General features: G+C 62.4%; 20 protein-coding genes and 1 tRNA gene. 1 reads left to right on the forward strand and 20 read right to left on the reverse strand.

The genetic code is table 11. From position 1 onward, the window contains the following. Positions 1–6: 6 nt before the first annotated feature. The 16 genes from AC3RCJ_RS21145 to rpsO form a co-directional block, all read right to left on the reverse strand. Positions 7–1,260 (reverse strand): NADH-quinone oxidoreductase subunit D, encoded by a 1,254-nt coding sequence (locus tag AC3RCJ_RS21145; protein ID WP_010399731.1) that lies wholly within the window; start codon positions 1,258–1,260, stop codon positions 7–9. Beyond that, positions 1,260–1,853 carry an NADH-quinone oxidoreductase subunit C gene (locus AC3RCJ_RS21150; RefSeq protein WP_492960718.1) on the reverse strand — a complete coding sequence of 198 codons (594 nt, stop codon included), beginning with the start codon at positions 1,851–1,853 and terminating at the stop codon, positions 1,260–1,262. Before AC3RCJ_RS21150 ends, AC3RCJ_RS21145 begins: the two co-directional genes overlap by 1 nt. Positions 1,854–1,870: 17 nt before the next feature. Then, on the reverse strand, positions 1,871–2,347 hold the full coding sequence (locus tag AC3RCJ_RS21155) for a NuoB/complex I 20 kDa subunit family protein (protein WP_010399733.1): 477 nt from the start codon (positions 2,345–2,347) through the stop codon (positions 1,871–1,873). Between the two features lie 3 nt (positions 2,348–2,350). Next, complete coding sequence (locus AC3RCJ_RS21160; RefSeq protein WP_010399734.1) at positions 2,351–2,710, reverse strand: NADH-quinone oxidoreductase subunit A; 360 nt, start codon at positions 2,708–2,710, stop codon at positions 2,351–2,353. 177 nt (positions 2,711–2,887) lie between these two features. Then, a tRNA-Leu gene (locus AC3RCJ_RS21165) sits at positions 2,888–2,972 on the reverse strand. A 202-nt stretch (positions 2,973–3,174) separates the two neighbouring features. Continuing rightward, complete coding sequence (gene secG / locus AC3RCJ_RS21170; protein ID WP_034749996.1) at positions 3,175–3,579, reverse strand: preprotein translocase subunit SecG; 405 nt, start codon at positions 3,577–3,579, stop codon at positions 3,175–3,177. 28 nt (positions 3,580–3,607) lie between these two features. Next, complete coding sequence (gene tpiA / locus AC3RCJ_RS21175; RefSeq protein WP_492960721.1) at positions 3,608–4,357, reverse strand: triose-phosphate isomerase; 750 nt, start codon at positions 4,355–4,357, stop codon at positions 3,608–3,610. A gap of 73 nt (positions 4,358–4,430) precedes the next feature. Beyond that, entirely contained in the window at positions 4,431–5,411 is a 981-nt protein-coding gene (locus AC3RCJ_RS21180) for an NAD(P)H-quinone oxidoreductase (protein ID WP_492960723.1), read from the reverse strand. Between the two features lie 81 nt (positions 5,412–5,492). Then, the gene (locus tag AC3RCJ_RS21185) at positions 5,493–6,101 is read right to left on the reverse strand and encodes a tetratricopeptide repeat protein (protein ID WP_492960733.1); all 609 of its coding nucleotides are present in this window, start codon (positions 6,099–6,101) and stop codon (positions 5,493–5,495) included. Between the two features lie 69 nt (positions 6,102–6,170). After that, a complete protein-coding gene (locus AC3RCJ_RS21190; protein ID WP_492960725.1) occupies positions 6,171–6,932 on the reverse strand; it encodes a GIN domain-containing protein in 762 nt (253 codons plus the stop codon). A gap of 109 nt (positions 6,933–7,041) precedes the next feature. Then, positions 7,042–7,251: a hypothetical protein gene (locus AC3RCJ_RS21195; protein ID WP_492960727.1), complete on the reverse strand. Its 210-nt coding sequence runs from the start codon at positions 7,249–7,251 to the stop codon at positions 7,042–7,044. Between the two features lie 154 nt (positions 7,252–7,405). After that, the gene (locus AC3RCJ_RS21200) at positions 7,406–9,364 is read right to left on the reverse strand and encodes a methyl-accepting chemotaxis protein (RefSeq protein WP_492965116.1); all 1,959 of its coding nucleotides are present in this window, start codon (positions 9,362–9,364) and stop codon (positions 7,406–7,408) included. A 142-nt stretch (positions 9,365–9,506) separates the two neighbouring features. Next, positions 9,507–9,803 carry a hypothetical protein gene (locus AC3RCJ_RS21205; RefSeq protein ID WP_492964977.1) on the reverse strand — a complete coding sequence of 99 codons (297 nt, stop codon included), beginning with the start codon at positions 9,801–9,803 and terminating at the stop codon, positions 9,507–9,509. Between the two features lie 10 nt (positions 9,804–9,813). Beyond that, the gene (locus AC3RCJ_RS21210; protein WP_492964978.1) at positions 9,814–10,509 is read right to left on the reverse strand and encodes a hypothetical protein; all 696 of its coding nucleotides are present in this window, start codon (positions 10,507–10,509) and stop codon (positions 9,814–9,816) included. Positions 10,510–10,732: 223 nt separating this feature from the next. Beyond that, complete coding sequence (gene pnp / locus AC3RCJ_RS21215; protein WP_010399742.1) at positions 10,733–12,850, reverse strand: polyribonucleotide nucleotidyltransferase; 2,118 nt, start codon at positions 12,848–12,850, stop codon at positions 10,733–10,735. A gap of 233 nt (positions 12,851–13,083) precedes the next feature. Then, positions 13,084–13,353 carry a 30S ribosomal protein S15 gene (gene rpsO / locus AC3RCJ_RS21220; RefSeq protein ID WP_010399743.1) on the reverse strand — a complete coding sequence of 90 codons (270 nt, stop codon included), beginning with the start codon at positions 13,351–13,353 and terminating at the stop codon, positions 13,084–13,086. Between the two features lie 186 nt (positions 13,354–13,539). Between rpsO and bamE the strand changes: the two genes are divergently transcribed. After that, complete coding sequence (gene bamE, locus AC3RCJ_RS21225) at positions 13,540–14,037, forward strand: outer membrane protein assembly factor BamE domain-containing protein (protein WP_492964979.1); 498 nt, start codon at positions 13,540–13,542, stop codon at positions 14,035–14,037. 142 nt (positions 14,038–14,179) lie between these two features. Here the strand turns inward: bamE and AC3RCJ_RS21230 are convergent, their stop codons facing one another. The 4 genes from AC3RCJ_RS21230 to AC3RCJ_RS21245 form a co-directional block, all read right to left on the reverse strand. Beyond that, complete coding sequence (locus AC3RCJ_RS21230; protein ID WP_492964980.1) at positions 14,180–15,724, reverse strand: 2-isopropylmalate synthase; 1,545 nt, start codon at positions 15,722–15,724, stop codon at positions 14,180–14,182. A gap of 48 nt (positions 15,725–15,772) precedes the next feature. Next, positions 15,773–16,624, reverse strand: a complete 852-nt coding sequence (gene pssA, locus AC3RCJ_RS21235) for a CDP-diacylglycerol--serine O-phosphatidyltransferase (protein WP_492964981.1) — start codon at positions 16,622–16,624, stop codon at positions 15,773–15,775. 158 nt (positions 16,625–16,782) lie between these two features. After that, positions 16,783–17,538: an SIMPL domain-containing protein gene (locus AC3RCJ_RS21240; RefSeq protein WP_492964982.1), complete on the reverse strand. Its 756-nt coding sequence runs from the start codon at positions 17,536–17,538 to the stop codon at positions 16,783–16,785. Between the two features lie 113 nt (positions 17,539–17,651). Beyond that, on the reverse strand, positions 17,652–18,407 hold the full coding sequence (locus AC3RCJ_RS21245; protein ID WP_492964983.1) for an SIMPL domain-containing protein: 756 nt from the start codon (positions 18,405–18,407) through the stop codon (positions 17,652–17,654). Between the last annotated feature and the right edge of the window lie 3 nt (positions 18,408–18,410).

The raw sequence follows: 18,410 nt of genomic DNA on the forward strand, positions 1-18,410 counted from the left end.
TGCCTCTTAGCGGTCAATACTGCCGAACACGATATCTTGCGTCCCGATGATGGTCACGGCGTCGGCAAGCATGTGCCCACGCGCCATTTCATCGAGCGACTGCAAGTGGGCGTAGTCTGGCGCGCGCAGTTTCATGCGGTACGGCTTGTTGGCGCCATCGGACACCAGGTACACGCCGAACTCGCCCTTCGGATGTTCCACGGCGCTGTAGGCCTCGCCTGGCGGCACGTGGAAACCTTCCGTGAACAGCTTGAAGTGGTGAATCAAGGACTCCATGTTGGTCTTCATGTCGACGCGGCCCGGAGGCGCCACCTTGCGGTTGCTGGTCATGACAGGACCTTCATTGTTGCGCAGCCACTCCACGCATTGCTTGATGATGCGGTTCGACTGGCGCAGCTCTTCCACGCGGACCAGGTAGCGGTCGTAGCAATCGCCGTTGGTGCCGATAGGAATGTCGAAATCCATCAGGTCGTACACTTCGTACGGCTGTTTCTTGCGCAAGTCCCACTGCACGCCCGAGCCGCGCAGCATGGCGCCCGTAAAGCCCATGGCCAGCGCATCTTCCGGCGAGACCACGCCGATGCCGACGGTCCGTTGCTTCCAGATACGGTTGTCGGTCAGCAACGTTTCGTACTCGTCCACCGAGTTCGGGAAACGGCGCGCGAAGTCTTCGATGAAGTCCAGCAGCGAACCCTGGCGGTTTTCATTCAGCTTGGAAATCGCCTTGGCGTTGCGGATGATCGACGCCTTGTGCTGCGGCATCGCGTCCGGCAGGTCGCGGTACACGCCGCCCGGACGGTAGTAGGCCGCGTGCATGCGCGCGCCCGACACTGCCTCGTAGGCGTCGAACAAGTCTTCGCGGTCGCGGAAGCAATACAGGAACGGGCCCATGGCGCCGACGTCCAGCGCGTGGGTGCCGAGCCACATCAGGTGGTTCAGGATGCGCGTCATCTCGTCGAACATGACGCGGATGTATTGCGCGCGCAGCGGCACTTCCAGGCCCAGCATCTTTTCGATGGCCATCACGTACGCATGTTCATTGCACATCATCGACACATAGTCGAGACGGTCCATGTACGGCACGGATTGCAGGTAGGTCTTCTGTTCGGCCAGCTTTTCGGTGGCGCGGTGCAGCAGGCCGATATGCGGGTCGGCGCGCTGGATGACTTCGCCATCCATCTCCAGCACCAGGCGCAGCACACCGTGCGCGGCCGGATGCTGTGGCCCAAAGTTCAGGGTGTAGTTCTTAATCTCAGCCATTATTTCATCCCGTAATGTTCTTCGCGGATCACGCGCGGCACGTTTTCCCGCGGCTCGATCGTCACGGGCTGGTAAATCACGCGCTTTTGTTCCGGATCGTAACGCATCTCGACATAGCCGGAGACGGGGAAATCCTTGCGGAACGGATGGCCGATGAAACCGTAGTCGGTCAGCAGGCGGCGCAAGTCATTGTGGCCTTCGAAGAGGATGCCCAGCAGGTCGAACGCTTCGCGCTCGTACCAGTTGACGGCGCGCCAGATGCCGACCACGGAGGGCAGCAGCGGCATGTCGTCGTCGGGCGCGAACACGCGCACGCGCACGCGCCAGTTGTGCTTGACCGACAGCAAGTGCGAAACGGCCGCGTAACGCAGGCCATCCCAGCTGCCGTCGCCATAGGTCGAGTAGTCGACGCCGCACAGGTCGAGTAATTGCTCGAAATGCAGGCTCGGATCGTCGCGCAAGGTCTGCATCACGGCCAGGTAGTCCTCGGCCTTGACCTGCAAGGTGACTTCGCCCAGCGCAACCGTCGTGCTAACGCGATCGCCCAGGGCAGTGCCTAGGGCGTTTTGCAATACTTCTAAATGTGTAGTCATAATCTGAAGCGGCCCGGTTAGCGTGCGATCGTGCTGGTACGCTTGATCTTGTTCTGCAACTGCATGATGCCGTACAGCAAGGCTTCAGCGGTCGGTGGACAGCCAGGCACATACACGTCGACGGGCACGATGCGGTCGCAACCGCGCACCACGGAATAGGAGTAATGGTAGTACCCGCCGCCATTGGCGCAGGAACCCATCGAGATGACCCAGCGTGGCTCTGCCATCTGGTCGTAGACCTTGCGCAGGGCCGGCGCCATCTTGTTGCACAGGGTACCGGCAACGATCATGACGTCGGACTGACGCGGCGACGGACGGAACACGACGCCGAAACGGTCCATATCGTAGCGGGCTGCGCCCACATGCATCATTTCGACCGCACAGCAGGCCAGACCGAACGTCATCGGGAACATAGACCCGGTGCGCGCCCAGTTGATCAGCTTGTCGGCCGAGGTGGTGATGAAACCTTCGCTTAATACGCCTTCAATAGCCATGGCTTATTCCCAGTCAAGGGCACCTTTCTTCCAAATGTACCAAAATCCGACCACGAATTCAGCGATGAACACCATCATCGTGACGAAACCGGCCCAGCCCAGGTCGCGCATTGCAACGCCCCACGGGAAAAAGAATGCGGTTTCCAGATCGAACAAAATAAACAGGATTGCGACCAGATAGTAGCGCACATCGAATTTCATGCGCGCGTCTTCGAATGCTTCAAAGCCACATTCGTACGGGGAGAGTTTTGCTGCGTCAGGCTTGTTAGGGCCTAACAGGCGCCCCAGGAGCTGGGGAGCGATACCGACACCGAGGCCGATAATAATGAACAGCAGGACGGGGAAGTAATTTTCGAGGTTCACGATTGATAAGCTTATATTGAACGATCGGTTAAATGAGGACGCTGCGATCATTTGCAGCGTATCTAACGCACGACCCCAATCAAAGCTAAGACCAGGATCGAACGACACATCCTCGTAAAAAAAGCCAGCAACTTTGTACGAGCCATGGCTCGTGCGCCGTTGCTGGCTTCTGATTTCTGGTGCCGACGACGAGACTCGAACTCGTACAGCTTGCGCCACTACCCCCTCAAGATAGCGTGTCTACCAATTTCACCACGTCGGCGGTAAGGCCCGTATTCTACTCTGCTTTGCCGCTAAAGTTAATGCACAAATGCATCAAAACACAGATAAAAACGATAAATTTTTACATCTTCCAGCGCGTCACGATTTTTTCCTGCCGCGCTGCTGAAACATTGAGCAATAATCTGCCCGTAATGAGAATTACTCTCGATGAGGTATCGAGTTACTACTCAGTCAATACCAAATTACTTCGGAATCGCGCCGGCCGGGGTGCTGGCAACCGGTGCCGCCGCCGCCGGAGCGCTGGCTGCCGGGGCTGCCGCAGGCACCGTCGTCGGGATCGCGCCCGCGCCGGTGACCGGCACCGGCTTGACGACCTTGTCCATCACGCCGCCGCCCACCGTGGTGGCGCGCTGGTTGGCCATCAGCGACAGGGCCAGGGTGGCGCCGAAGAAGATCGCGGCGGCGACGCCCGTCGACTTCGACATGAAGTTCGACGAACCCGTCGCACCGAACAGGCTGCCCGAGGCGCCCGAACCGAAGGCGGCACCCATGTCGGCGCCCTTGCCGTGCTGCAGCAACACCAGCGCGATAATCGACAATGCCGAAATAACCTGTACTACCACTACCAGATTGAACATCATGTTCATTGCAATTCCATTCTCAGTTTAAATTAATTCAATCGGCGGCGTGAATAATCGCCAGGAAATCCGCCGCCTTCAATGCCGCTCCACCGATCAGACCGCCATCGATATCCGGCATCGCCATCAATTCTTTTGCGTTCTCCGGCTTCATGCTGCCGCCGTACAGGATCTGCACGCCGGCCGCCGCTACCGCATTCTTTGCCGCCAGCTGGGCGCGCAATACCTGATGCACGTCCTGCGCCATTTGCGGCGTGGCCGTCTTGCCCGTGCCGATGGCCCAGACCGGTTCATAGGCCAGCACCAGCTTCGCCACGTCGTCGGCGGCAATCGCCGCCAGCACGGCGCCCAGCTGCTGCTCCACCACGGCGTTGGTCTGGCCCGCTTCGCGCTGTGCCAGCGTCTCGCCGATGCAGACGATAGGCGTGATGCCGGCCGCCAGCGCGGCCACCGTCTTGGCCGCCACCTGCGCATCGGTCTCGCCATGGTAGGCGCGGCGCTCGGAATGCCCGATCACCACATAGCCGCAGCCGAAATCCTGCAGCATCGCGGCCGAGATTTCGCCCGTGTACGCACCGCTGGCGTGCGCGGAGACATCCTGCGCGCCCCAGCCAAGAGCCGAGCCTGCCAATTGCGCCTGGCACTGCGCCAGATACGGCGCAGGCACGCAGACGGCGCTGGCGGCGCCAGAAGCAGCCAGGCCAGCAACTATTTCAGACAATAACACCGCGTTCGAGGTGCGACTGCCGTTCATTTTCCAATTTCCGACGACGAGTTTGCGACGCATAGTAGCCTAAATTCTTAATAACCCGTCATTCTAACTCCGGCACCGATGCCGGTCAAACAGGCAGTGCCCCGTTTCAGGCAACTTGCAACATGATCTTGCCCACGTGCGTGCTCGCCTCCATCAAGGCATGCGCCTCGCTGGCCTGTTCCAACGGGAAAGTTTGATAGATCACGGGCTTGATCTTGCCCGCCTCGATCAGCGGCCAGACGGTCGTGCGCAGGTGGTGCGCGATGGCCGCCTTGAAGGCCACGGAACGGGGGCGCAAGGTGGAACCGGTCACCGTCAGGCGGCGGCGCAGCAAGGCACCCAGGTCCAGCTCCGCCTTGGTGCCGCCCTGCACGGCGATCAGGCCGATGCGGCCGTCGTCGGCCAGGCAGGCGATTTCGCGCGGCAGGTAGTCGCCGCCCACCATGTCGAGGATGACGTCGACGCCTTTGCCAGCGGTCAATTCCTTGATGACGGCAACGAAATCTTCCGTGCGGTAATTGATGCCCCGTTCGGCGCCGAGCGCCTCGCAGGCGCGCGCCTTCTCGTCGCTGCCGGCCGTGGCGAACACGCGGTGGCCGAGCGCGGCCGCCAATTGAATGGCCGCCACGCCGATGCCGGACGTGCCGCCCTGCACCAATAAGGTTTCGCCGTCGGCCAGCGCGCAGCGGTCAAAGACATTGCTCCACACGGTAAAGAAGTTTTCCGGCAGGGACGCGCCTTCGAGCGCCGTCAAGCCCTTGGGCAAGGGTAGGCACTGGCCGCTCGGAGCCGCGCAGTACTCGGCATAGCCGCCGCCCTGCACCAGCGCGCAGACCAGGTCGCCTTTTTTAAATTCAGTGTTGCTGAAATCGCCGTCGACGACTTCGCCCGCCACTTCCAGGCCCGGCAAGTCGGAGGCGCCGGCCGGCGGCGCATATTTTCCCAGGCGCTGCAGCACGTCGGGGCGATTGATGCCGGCCGCATGCACCTTGATCAGCAGTTCACCCGCCTTGAAGGCGGGAACGGGACGCTCGGCGATCTGCAAAACGTCGGCGGGACCTGGCTGGCTGATGGCAACTGCACGCATGGCGGGACTCTTTCAAGGGAAAACGGCGATTGTACGCCAAGCCGCCGCCCCTTGCAGGCCGTCACGCGAGCCCCGCCCCTGTCAGCCCGCGCCCGTCTTCGACTGGCGCGGCAAGGGCGTGCCGGGCTTCCACTTGGCCGACAGCGCCTGCCCTTCCTCGACCTGCTCATGCGTCATCTTGCGCACCAGGGCGGCGCGCTGGTCGGCCGCATTCGCGTTGCCATTCGCGGCGGCCAGGTTCCACAGCATGTAGGCGATGACCACATCCTGCGGCATGCCGCCCATGTGATAGCGGTACATCAGGCCCAGCACCTGCTGCGCCTCGGCGTGGTTCTGCTCGGCCGCCTTGCGGAACCAGGCGACGGCCTGCTTGTGGTCCTGCAACACGGCATTGCCCGTGTAATACATGGCGCCCACCACGTACTGGGCATCGGCCTTGCCCTGTTCGGCCGCCTTGCGGTGCCAGAACATGGCTTGCTTGTAATCCTGCGGCAAGCCGCGCCCCATGTAGTACATCAGGCCTAGCAAATGCTGGGCATCGGCGTTGCCGGTCTTAGCAAGAGGCAATATTTCCTTGTAGGCCAGCGCATAATTCTTGTTGTTGTAGGCGCTGGCGCCCTCGCTGAAGCCGGCCCGCGCGGGCAGCTGTATGGCGCACAGCATGAGTAGTGTAATGATCAGTTTTTTCATCGGAATGGGATGTAGTCTCACTGCTTTTTCTTATCCAGCCTGGAGAAAGCCAGGCCTGGCTGCGCTTGCTTACTTCCAGCTCACCTTGCCCAGGCCCTCGACGCTGACGTCGCGGTTGGCCGGCTTGCCGTACACCACCACCGAACCGAGTCCGCTCAGGTTCAGCCTCGCATTCGTGTGCGCATTCACCGTAGCATTGCCCAGGCCGCTCAATTCCAGGTTCACGGCATCGGCTTCGAACTGCTGCGCATTGAGGCTGCCCAGGCCGCCCAAGGTGGCTTTCAAGATACGCCCGCGTCCGCCCAGCACCACCGAGCCGGCACCCTGCAGGTCCAGCTCCGCGCGCTCATTGTTGCCGATCCAGAGCTGCATGCTGCCCACGCCGCCCAGGCTGGCATTGAGCTTGCGGTAGTCGCCCACCAGCTTGATGCTGCCCGCCCCTTCCAGCGACAGGGTCAGCTCCTCGCCCGTGAAACCGGTGATATCGGTGCTGCCGAAGCCTTCGGAACTCAATTCGCGCAAGTTCGGCAAGACCAGGTCGGCGCGTATCGATGCCGGGTTGATTTTAAACCCGCGCACCTCGGTTTCGATATGCAGGGTGTCGCCGCTTTGCGCCGTGCTCACGTCGGCGATATAGCGCTTGTCGGCCGTGATGCTCAACGAGGGCACATTGCCCTGGCGGATGCGCACTTCCATCACGCCATCGAGCTTGACCCTCACCACGCGGGCATCGATGGTGCGCATTTCCAGCAAGCGCGTCTCGGCGGCCACGCCGCGCACGAATCCCAGTGTGACCAGCAACAACAGCGCCAGTTCCAGTGTCTTTTTCATGTAGTGCATCCTCGGTATCTTGTTTTTATGTGTCGCGGCGCCCTCGTGGGACTTCCGCGCATTGCTGCTGGCCGCCACTGTAGCAGCGCCGAAAATTGCTGACAATCAATTAAGCGAAACGGGCTTTTTCGGCGGCGCTCAGGCGCTTGGCCTTGACTACCACCACCTGCATGGCGGCCTTGCCGCCTGGTGCGGCCAGGGTGGCCGTGGAGCTGGCCACCTGCAGGGCCGGGGCGGCCGGGGCGATGGCGTAGCAGCCCGTGCCGAGCAGGATGGCGGCGGCAACGGCGATGATTTCCATGTTTTTGGCAACGTTCATTTGAATCTCCTCGGGTGTCTGGCAGTGGGCTTGCGGTATGGTGTCACTATAGCCATACCGCCCCCGGCAGACACGCCGATTGCGACGAACTGCGTTTTTGGCAGGCTGGCCTGACAAAAACGCGGATAAACGCGCAGATCGCTACGCTTGCAGCCTAAAACTCTTCCCATTCGTCGGCGCCGGACTTCGCCGCCTTGACGGGCTTGACGGGCGATAGCGATGGCGGCAGCGCGCGGGCCGGCGCGCGCGGCGCCGGAGCCGCTGGCCGCGCCTGCGGGCGCGCCACCGGCGCGGGCGCGGCGGCAGGGCCGGCATCGCCGAGGCGGAACATGCCGACGGCCTGCGCCAGGTCAACGGCCTGTTCCTGCAGGCTTTCCGCGGCGGCCGCCGCCTGCTCGACCAGGGCGGCGTTCTGCTGCGTCATCGTATCCATGTGCGTGACGGCCGTATTGATCTCGCCGATGCCGGCGCTCTGTTCGCGGCTGGCCACCGTGATCTCGCTCATGATGGCCGTCAGTTGCTGCACCGAGGCCACGACCTGATCCATGGTCTGGCCCGCTTCATTGACCAGGCGACCGCCGGCATCGACTTTTTCCACCGAGTCGCCGATCAATTCCTTGATTTCCTTGGCCGCGCCGGCCGACCTTTGCGCCAGGTTGCGCACCTCGGATGCGACCACGGCAAAGCCCCTGCCCTGCTCGCCCGCGCGCGCCGCTTCCACGGCCGCATTCAGGGCCAGGATATTCGTCTGGAAGGCGATGCCGTCGATCACGCCGATGATGTCGACGATCTTGCGCGAGCTTTCCTGGATGCCGGCCATGGTGCCCACCACCTGCTGCACCACGCGGCCGCCCTTGGCCGCCACTTCCGAGGCGGACACGGCCAGCTCGTTGGCCGCATGCGCGTTTTCCGCATTCTGTTTCACTGTCGAGGTCAGCTCATCCATCGAACTGGCCGTTTCTTCCAGCGCGCCCGCCTGCGCTTCCGTGCGCGACGACAGGTCGGCATTGCCGGCGGCGATGTCGGCCGATTCGCTGCGCACCAGGGTGCTGATGCTGCGGATCTGCACCAGCACGGTGGCGATCTTTTCGACGAACAAGTTAAACGCCTTGGCGATTTGCGCCAGCTCGTCCGTGCCTTCCGCATCGAGGCGGCTGGTCAGGTCGCCGTCGCCGGTGGCGATCGCTTCCATCGCGTCGCGCACCAGGCCCAGGCGGCGCAAGGCGCGCGCCACCAGCACGCTCAAGACTGTGGCGGCCAGAGCCAGCACCAGCAAGGCCGTCAGGGCCGAGGCGCGCAGCATGGAACTCAAGGCCTGCGTCGCTTCCGCGCGGTCCAGCACGGTGGCCAGCAGCCAGTCGCTGCCCGGCACCTTGCTGACGTGCAGGATGCCATCGCGCCCGTCCAGGCGGATGACCGCGCCATCGCCGCTCTTTTCGATATCCACCAGCGCCTGCGGGCTCAGGCCTGGATCGAGTTCGGCCAGCGGCTTCAGGGTCAGCTTGGCGTCGGGGTGGGCGATGATCTTGCCGCCGCCATCGACGAGGAAGGCATAGCTGGCCGCCGTCGGCTTGATCGAGGCGACGTTCTGCACCACCGCGTCCATCATCACGTCGGCCGCCATCACGCCCGTCACGCTGCCCTTGCCGCCCAGCGGCTCGGCGAACGTCACCACCAGCTTGCCCGTGCTGGCGCCGATATACGGCGCCGTGATGATGGGGCCGCCCACTTCGGACGCCAGCTTGTACCACGGGCGGGCCGTGGGATCGTAGTCGGCGGCCCGCTTGCGTTCCTGCGAGAACACGGCGTGCTTGTCGGCAAAGCCGATGTACGCCATGTCGAAGGTGCCCGCCTGCTCGGCCGCCTTCAGGGCCGGCAAGGGATCGGCCGCCGTGGCGCCCTGCTTGAGCGACGCCACCACAGCCTGCTTGGAACGCAGCCATTCGGCAATCGCGGCCGCATGGCTGTGCGACAGCTGCAGCATCTGCGTATCGAGCGCGGCCAGGGTGCTCGAGCGCGTGGTATAGAAATTGGCGATGGCCACGGCCAGCATGGCCAGCACGACGGTGGAAACGGCGATGGCGATCAGCCGCGCCTTAAGGGAGGACAACATGGTGCATCCAATAAAAAAGGGAAATGAAAGGGATGCGCCATCGTCCGGGAATAAGATTTTGTCGTCAAGCAATACTGATAGTTAATTACCGGGAAACAACAATCGTTACATGCAGGCCTGCCAGGCAGGACACAGGAGTATCTTAATTTTCGCCACGCAGCTGACGCAGCACGGGCGAGGCGCCGCCTGTGGCCTCGATCTTGAAACGCGCATACGCCTGCTCCAGCCCGGGAAAGCGGCGCAGGCCGCCCTCGCTGAAGTAGCGCCCGCCCGGTACCTCGCCCCACTCGAGCGGCGCGGCCAGGGTGCCGGCCAGCGCTTGCGCCAGCAGGGGCTGCAGCGCCTGCCGCAGGCCGGCAAGCTCCGCCTCCGCTGGCGCATGGCGCGCCAGCAGCTGCTCGAGCTCGGCGGCCGATGCCTGCAGGCGTTGCTGGTCCATGCTCATGTCCTCAATTCCTGATGGTGCCGATCAGCACGGGGGCCGACCACAGCTTGCGATTCGGCAGCAGATGCTGCAGCGCCCCGCCCTTGCGCCGCACCAGGCCGCCCAATTCCTCGGTGGGCGCGACCTGGCTGACGAATACCTTCACCGTTCCCTGCGGTACGATCTGGTACACATCATACAGCGGCGCCTCGCTTTTCAAGGGCAGGCCGAAACAGTCGGCCAGGCTGGCGCAGTCATTGGGTGTCGCCTGCAATTGCAGGCTGGTGGTGAAATACGGCGAATACGGCGACACGCTCTGGCCGTGCGGCACGATTTTCACCAGCGGCGTGGACGTGGCCTGCAAGGCGGGCACGGTGGCGCCCGAGGCGAGCTGCTCGGCGGCCCGTGCATAGATCGTCTCGGCCGGCGCGCCGGGGTCGGCGGCGCCCAGCTCGCGCAGGAACTGCTGCCCTTCGTCGCCGGCCAGGTAGGCATCGATCGCCTGGCGCTGCAAGCCCACCGTCCTGAAGGTGCTGAGATCATTGATTTCGCGCGCATGCACGGCGCGCAAGGCGTCGAGGTCTTGCGCCGGCATGGCCGTAGAGGCGGCGGCTATCGGAATTGGCAGCGGTACCGGCAGCGGATTGTCGTCGGCCTGCGCCCGGGCGCCGGGGGCAAGCGCGATCAGGAAGGCGGCGGCCAGCCAGTAGGGTTTCAGCATGCTGCATCTCCTTGGAAGTGACGAACGGGGAAGGAACCCGTACGAATCTACAAGGAGGCGCCGACGCGGATGCGAGCTGCATCAAGGTCCGCGCAGACAGGGGCGCGGGCAGGCGCCGGCCTTCGACGCAGCGCAAACAAGACGCAAAAAAACCGCCAGGGCTTGCGCGCTGGCGGTTGGTGAAGATGCGGACCAAGCCGCACTCAGGCTAACTTAGCTCAACTTAAGCGGCTGGCGCTTCGTTGCCTTCGGCAGCTTTCATCGACAGTTTCAGGCGGCCGCGGTCGTCCGTTTCCAGCACCTTGACGCGCACCAGCTGGCCTTCTTTCAGGTAGTCGGCCACGGCGTTGACGCGCTCGTTGGCGATCTGCGAGATGTGCAGCAAGCCGTCCTTGCCTGGCATGACTTGCACGATGGCGCCGAAGTCCAGCAGTTTCAGCACGGTGCCTTCGTAGGTCTTGCCCACTTCGACGGAGGCCGTCAGTTCTTCGATGCGGCGCTTGGCTTCCTGGCCGGCGGCAGCGTCGACGGAAGCGATGGTGACCACGCCTTCGTCGCTGATGTCGATCTGGGTGCCCGTCTCTTCGGTCAGCGCGCGGATCACGGCGCCGCCCTTGCCGATCACGTCACGGATTTTTTCCGGGTTGATCTTGATGGTGATCAGACGCGGTGCGAAATCGGACAGTTCGGTTTTGACGTGCGGCATGGCTTTTTGCATTTCGCCCAGGATGTGCTCGCGGCCTTCCTTGGCTTGCGCCAGTGCCACTTGCATGATTTCCTTGGTGATGCCCATGATCTTGATGTCCATCTGCAGCGCCGTGATACCGTTGCGGGTACCGGCTACCTTGAAGTCCATGTCGCCCAGGTGATCTTCGTCGCCCAGGATGTCGGACAACACGGCAAACTTGCCGCCTTCCTTGATCAGGCCCATGGCGATGCCGGCCACGTGTTCTTTCATCGGCACGCCGGCGTCCATCAGTGCCAGGCAGCCGCCGCACACCGATGCCATCGACGAGGAACCGTTCGATTCCGTGATTTCCGATACCAGGCGCACCGAGTAGCTGAACTCTTCGGCTGCTGGCAGGGCGGCGATCAGCGCGCGCTTGGCCAGGCGGCCGTGGCCGATTTCGCGGCGCTTCGGCGTACCGACGCGGCCCGTTTCGCCGGTGGCGAACGGAGGCATGTTGTAATGCAGCATGAACGAATCGGTGAATTCGCCCATCAGCGCATCGATCTTCTGGCTGTCGCGGGCGGTGCCCAGGGTAGCGACGACCAGCGCCTGCGTTTCGCCGCGCGTAAACAGGGCCGAACCGTGGGTGCGTGGCAGCACGCTGGTGCGGATCGAGATCGGACGCACGGTGCGCGTGTCGCGGCCGTCGATGCGTGGCTCGCCGTCCAGGATCTGCGTGCGCACGATCTTCGCTTCGATGTCGAACAGGATGTTGTTGACTTCAGCGCTGTCGATCGACGCGCCGCCGGCGGCAGCCGCTTCGGCCGACAGGTCGGCGATCACTTCCGACGTTGCCGCCTTCAGCTTGGCCGTGCGCTCTTGCTTGTCCTTGGTTTGATACGCGTCATTGATCTTGGCGTTGGCGAAATGCGCGACGCGGGCGATCAGTGCTTCGTTCTTCGGCGCAGGCGCCCATTCCACTTCCGGCTTGCCGCCGTCGCGCACCAGGTCGTGAATCGCGTCGATGACGACTTTCATCTGGTCGTGGCCGAAGACCACGGCGCCCAGCATGATTTCTTCGGACAGCTGTTTCGCTTCCGATTCGACCATCAGCACGGCCGTTTCGGTACCGGCGACCACCAGGTCCATTTCCGACGTTTTCAGCTGCTGGACGGTCGGGTTCAGGATGTACTGGCCGTTGGCGTAACCGACGCGCGCGGCGCCGATAGGGCCGTTGAAAGGCACGCCCGATACGCACAGGGCGGCCGAGGCGCCGATCATGGCGGCGATGTCCGGATCGATTTCCGGGTTGACCGACAGCACGTGAATGATGACTTGCACTTCATTCAGGTAGCCTTCCGGGAACAGCGGACGGATAGGACGGTCGATCAGACGCGATGTCAGTGTTTCTTTTTCGGAAGGACGGCCTTCGCGCTTGAAAAAACCGCCCGGGATTTTACCGGCAGCATAGGTTTTCTCGACATAATCAACCGTCAAAGGGAAGAAATCCTGGCCTGGCTTGGCATCTTTGCGTGCCACCACCGTTGCCAGAACGACGGTATCTTCGATCGACACCAGCACTGCGCCGGATGCCTGACGTGCGATTTCGCCGGTTTCCAGGGTCACCTGATGTTGACCGTACTGGAAGGTTTTCGTAACTTTGTTAAACATGGGGTATCCCTTTTCTAATTGCCGACAGATTTTCAGGGGCTGTCGTTCACCTCACCACAGGCGGCGTAAAAATGCTGCCTTTACTTATTACCACCTTTACTACATTGCTTCTAAATCAAGTCATCGCCAGAAGGATACGTTACTTAGCGACATAAATCCGGAATTCAAATGACAAAATGCCCGCGTCAGCGAACTGGCGCAGGCATTTCTGTATAAACCTTGTACGGCAAAAATTACTTGCGCAGACCAAGTTTAGCGATCAGGTCGCGATAACGGGTAGCGTCTTTAGCCTTCAGGTAGGACAACAGGCTCTTACGACGGTTGACCATCATGATCAGGCCGCGGCGGGAGTGGTGATCTTTCGAGTGGGCTTTGAAGTGGCCGTTCAGTTCGTTGATGCGAGCTGTCAGCAGTGCAACTTGCACTTCAGGGGAGCCGGTGTCGTTTTGACCACGTGCGTTGTCCGCGATGATAGCGGCTTTGTTGATGTTTTCTACTGTCATGATAAACCTTTCACATGCGGTGCACAGAGTCTGAACCCTATCCACCGTGAACTACGATTATTAAAATACTGGCCCTTAGCTACAAACCAGACGCGCAAGTATATCGGAAAAATGCCCGCCTGTATCCTGTCGTGCGGGCTTTTCTCGGCGCATGATAGGATTTTCCTGCAAATCAGGAGGACAAACATGAAAAACCTGCTCAAATTAGCAACGCCGCTGCTGTTTGCCGTGCTGGCCGGCTGCGCCAGCTGGAACGCTCCGCCGCCGCAGCCGGGCGAGGCCCGCGCCGCCGTGGAAGCGCGCCTGGGCCGTCCGACGAATATCTACCAGCTGCCCACGGGACCGGAACTGGAATACGCGACGGGGCCGTACGGCCAGTACACGTATATGGCCCGCTTCGGCCCCGACGACAGGTTGATTTCTTACGAGCAAGTACTCGACACGCCGGGCTTTGCCCGCATCAAGGTGGGCGTGTCGACACGGCAAGACGTGCTGCAGACGCTGGGCCGTCCGACGGAAACCTCTTACCTGGCCATCCCGAAACTGACCGTCTGGTCCTACCGCTACAAGGAAGCGGGCGTGTGGGATTCCATGATGCATGTGCACTTCGACCACGACGGCATCGTGCGCATGATGATGAACGGCCCCGATCCGGCCAAGGAAGAGCGCCGCTTCTTCTGGTAATACATTACCGGCGCAACAACGCCTGATAAAACCGTAGCGAGCGGAAGAGAGAGGTGGCTAAGAAGCGCAACCGTACTCTAGTACAGTAAGCATCGCAGGCCACCTATATCGACGCGTAGTAGGTTTAATCAGGCGTCCTTCACTAAGGCTGCGGGTCGATACGCTCATCCTTGGCGTGCAGCTTGTTCAGCGCCGACAAATACGCCTTGGCCGAGGCGACGATGATGTCCGGGTCGGCGCCCACGCCGTTGACGATGCGTCCGTCGCGCGACAATCGCATGGTGACTTCGCCCTGCGACTGCGTGCCCGTGCTGATGGCATTGACGGAGAACAAGACCAGTTCCGCGCCGCTGGCGGCCGCGCTTTCGATGGCGTTGACGGTGGCGTCGACCGGGCCGTCGCCGCGCCCTTCGCAGCTGCGCTTTTCTTTGCCGACGAGAAACTCCACGCGCGCATGGGGCACGGCGCCCGTCGTCGATTGCTGCGTCAGCGAAATGAAACGGTAGTGCTCACTCTCCTGCGCCTGCTGTTCCTCGCTGACGAGGGCCATGATATCTTCGTCGAAAATCTCGGATTTCCGGTCGGCCAGCTCCTTGAAGCGGATGAAGGCGGCGTTGACTTCCGCCTCCGAGTCCAGGGCGATGCCCAGCTCCTGCAGGCGCTGCTTGAAGGCGTTGCGGCCCGATAATTTGCCAAGGACGATCTTGTTGGCGGTCCAGCCCACGTCTTCGGCGCGCATGATTTCATAGGTCTCGCGCGCCTTTAAAATGCCGTCCTGGTGGATGCCGGACGCGTGCGCAAAGGCGTTCGCGCCGACGACGGCCTTGTTCGGCTGCACGGCAAAGCCCGTGATCTGCGACACCATTTTCGAGGCGGCCACGATTTGCGTCGTATCAATGCCCACCGTCAAGTTGTAGTACGCGGCGCGCGTGCGCAGCGCCATCACCACCTCTTCCAGCGCCGTATTGCCGGCCCGTTCGCCGAGGCCGTTGACGGTGCACTCGATCTGCCGCGCGCCACCGATCATGACGCCGGCCAGCGAATTGGCCACGGCCAGGCCCAGGTCGTTATGGCAATGCACGGACCAGATGGCCTTATCGGCATTCGGGATGCGTTCGCGCAAGCGCTTGATGGTCGCGCCGAAGATTTCAGGCACGGCGTAGCCCACCGTATCGGGGAAATTGATCGTGGTGGCGCCCTCGGCGATCACGGCTTCGAGCACGCGGCAGAGGAAATCCTCGTCGGAGCGGCTGCCGTCCTCGGGACTGAATTCGATATCGTCCGTGAACTGGCGCGCAAAGCGCACGGCATTCTGCGCCTGCAGCAGCACTTGCTCGGGCGTCATGCGCAGCTTCATCTGCATGTGCAGGGGCGACGTGGCGATGAAGGTGTGGATGCGCTTGCGCTCGGTGGGCGCCAGCGCTTCGGCGGCGCGGGCGATGTCGCGGTCGTTGGCGCGCGACAGCGAGCAGATGGTCGATTCGCGCACGGCGCCGGCAATCGCCCGTATCGACTCGAAATCGCCCTGCGAGGCGGCGGCGAAGCCCGCCTCGATCACGTCGACCTTCATGCGCTCGAGCTGCCTGGCGATGCGCAGCTTTTCCTCGCGCGTCATGGACGCGCCCGGCGACTGCTCGCCGTCGCGCAAGGTGGTGTCAAAGATGATGAGTCGGTTGCTGGCATTCATGGCTGCTCCTCGCTGAGGGAAAGAAGTGGCTGCCGACCCAGGCCGCTGTCAGTGCTCCGGGTCCGTCTGGACTATGCTAACAGGCTTTCCCTTCGCCATGCGCCAGAAAAACACGGCATAGCCCGACAGGCCATAGGCGACAAAGATGGGAAACAGCACTTTCGGCGGGTCGATGGAAATGAGCGCGAAGAACAGTGCCAGCAGGAAGACGACGATGAAAGGCACGGACTTGCGGAAATTCACATCCTTGAAGCTGTAGAACGGCACGTTGGTGACCATCGTCAAGCCGGCGAACAGGGCGATCGTCCACGAGACCCAGGCCAGCTGGTTGCCGGCAAATTCCAGGTCGTTCATCAGCAGGATGAAGCCGGCCACCATGGCGGCGGCGGCAGGGCTGGGCAAGCCCTGGAAGAAGCGCTTGTCGACCACGGCGATATTCGTGTTGAAACGGGCCAGGCGCAGGGCGGCGCCGGCGCAATACACGAAGGCGGCCAGCCAGCCCAGCTTGCCCATGCCGCGCAGCGACCATTCGTAGATCACCAGCGCCGGCGCGGCGCCGAACGACACCATGTCGGACAGGCTGTCGTACTGGGCGCCGAACTCGCTTTGCGTATTCGTCAGGCGCGCGATGCGGCCGTCGAGGCCATCGAGGATCATGGCGATGAAGATGGCCCAGGCCGCGTGTTCGAATTTCTGGTTCATGGCCATGACGATGGCATAGAAGCCGCAAAACAGGGCCGCCGTCGTGAAGGCGTTCGGCAACAGATAGATACCGCGGCGGCGCAAGGTTTTCTTGCCCGTGCCATCGGCCACCGGCTGGCGCACGAATTTGCTGAAGCGGGAAGCTTTGGATGCTGCGGGTGTGCCGTTCTTGCCTCTACGACGGGGGAAGTTTGCCATGTTGTTCCATATCTTGTGTACTGCCGGGTAATCGGTGCCAGGTGGCGCGCGCACGGCCATTACACCATGCGCGCGCCGATCTTGCCATTATAGAGGAGCCGCCGCTAAAGAAAAGTGCGATGGAGCAAGCTTGGCAAGATTGACGGCCATTCACATGATCACTTGAACTTGATTTTGGCAACCAGCCCCATGTTCAAGGTGGTTTCGCCCGGCTCGAAGCTCGGCTCGGCCACCTGGCTGCCGCCATATCCGGCCGCATCGGCGCTCATGGCGCGCGCGCCGGCCAGGTTGGCGCGCTGCGCATAGTTGCCCGAACCTTCGAAATCGATGGTGTCGATCACGGCGTCATTGACGTTGCGGCCCATGGCGCCGGCGATGGCGGCCACGCGCTCATTGAGATTCTTGTAGGCGGCGGCGATGCGCTGGTCGTCGAGCTTGCGGATGGTGGCGGGCGCCAGGCCGAAGTTCAGGCGGTTCAGGGTCAGCACGCCTTGCGCGGCGGAAACGGTTTTCGGCAAGGCGGCCAGGTTGGTCGTCGTTACCTGCAGGTACTGGCCTACGCGCCAGCCGGTCGGCACGCGGGCCTTGGCGATGGCTCCTGGCGGCAGGGGCGCCGTTTCCGGGTACACGGCATACGTGTAGTAGCCCTGGGTCTTCAGCACGGCTTGCGGGTCGGCTTTCTTGACGATGGCCGCGCCCTGGTTCATCTTCTGGTTCACGCGCGAGGCGGCGGCGGCCTTGTCCTTGTCCTGCTCTTCGATGGCCAGGGTGACGGTCACCTGGTCGTTCGCATGCACCACCTCGCCATTCGCGGGCACCACCACGAGGGTGCCGGCGGTGGGCAAGGTCTGGGCGTGTGCGCCCAGGGCAACGGTAGCGGCGGCAGCGGCCAACAGCGATTTCATGACGGTCATGGTGTTCTCCTGAAAAATAATGGGGCAAAAACGACCATGGGGCCAGCAGCCCCATGATTGTTTTAAAACATGCTAACGCGGAAATATTTTCACGCCGGCGAGCTTACTTGGATTTACTTGAACTTGACCTTGCCGACGACGCGCATGTCGAGCGTGGTTTCGCCCGGCTCGAAGCTCGGTTCGGCAACGACGCTGTCTTCGGCCATCTTGGCGCTGCGCATCATCATCGGCGCGGCGGCGGGACGGCTTTCGGTGGCGTAATTGCCGGAACCTTCGAAGTCCACCGTATCGAGCACGGCGTCGGAGACGTTGCGGCCCATGGCGCGGGCGATGGCGGCCACGCGCTCGTTCAGGTTCTTGTACGTGGCGGCGATGCGCTCATCGTCGAGCTTGCGGATGGTTTCCGGCTTCAGGCCGAAATTCAAGCCATTCAGGGTCAGCACGCCTTGCGCCGCCGACACTGTTTTTGGCAAAGTCGCCAGGTTGGCCGTCGTCACTTCCAGGTACTGGCCCACGCGCCAGGCCGTCGGCAAACGCGGCTTGGCCACGGCGCCGGCCGGCAATGGGCGCTCTTCCGGATACACGGGATAGGTGTAGTAGCCATACGATTTCAGGGCGGCGGAAGGGTCGGCCTGCTTGACGATGGCGATGCCCTTGTTCATCTTCTGGTTCACGCGCGAGGCCGCGGCGGCCTTGTCCTTGTCCTGCTCTTCGATGGCCAGGGTGGCAACCACCTGGTCGTTGACATGCTTGACTTCGCCGAATGCGGGTACGACCACCAGGGTGCCGTTGGTCGGCAAAGATTGGGCTTGCGCGCTCAGGGCAACGGTGGCTGCGGCGGCAACAAGGACGGATTTCATCACGGTCATGGG

It is taken from the genome of Janthinobacterium sp. GW822-FHT07H11 (genome assembly GCF_058798615.1).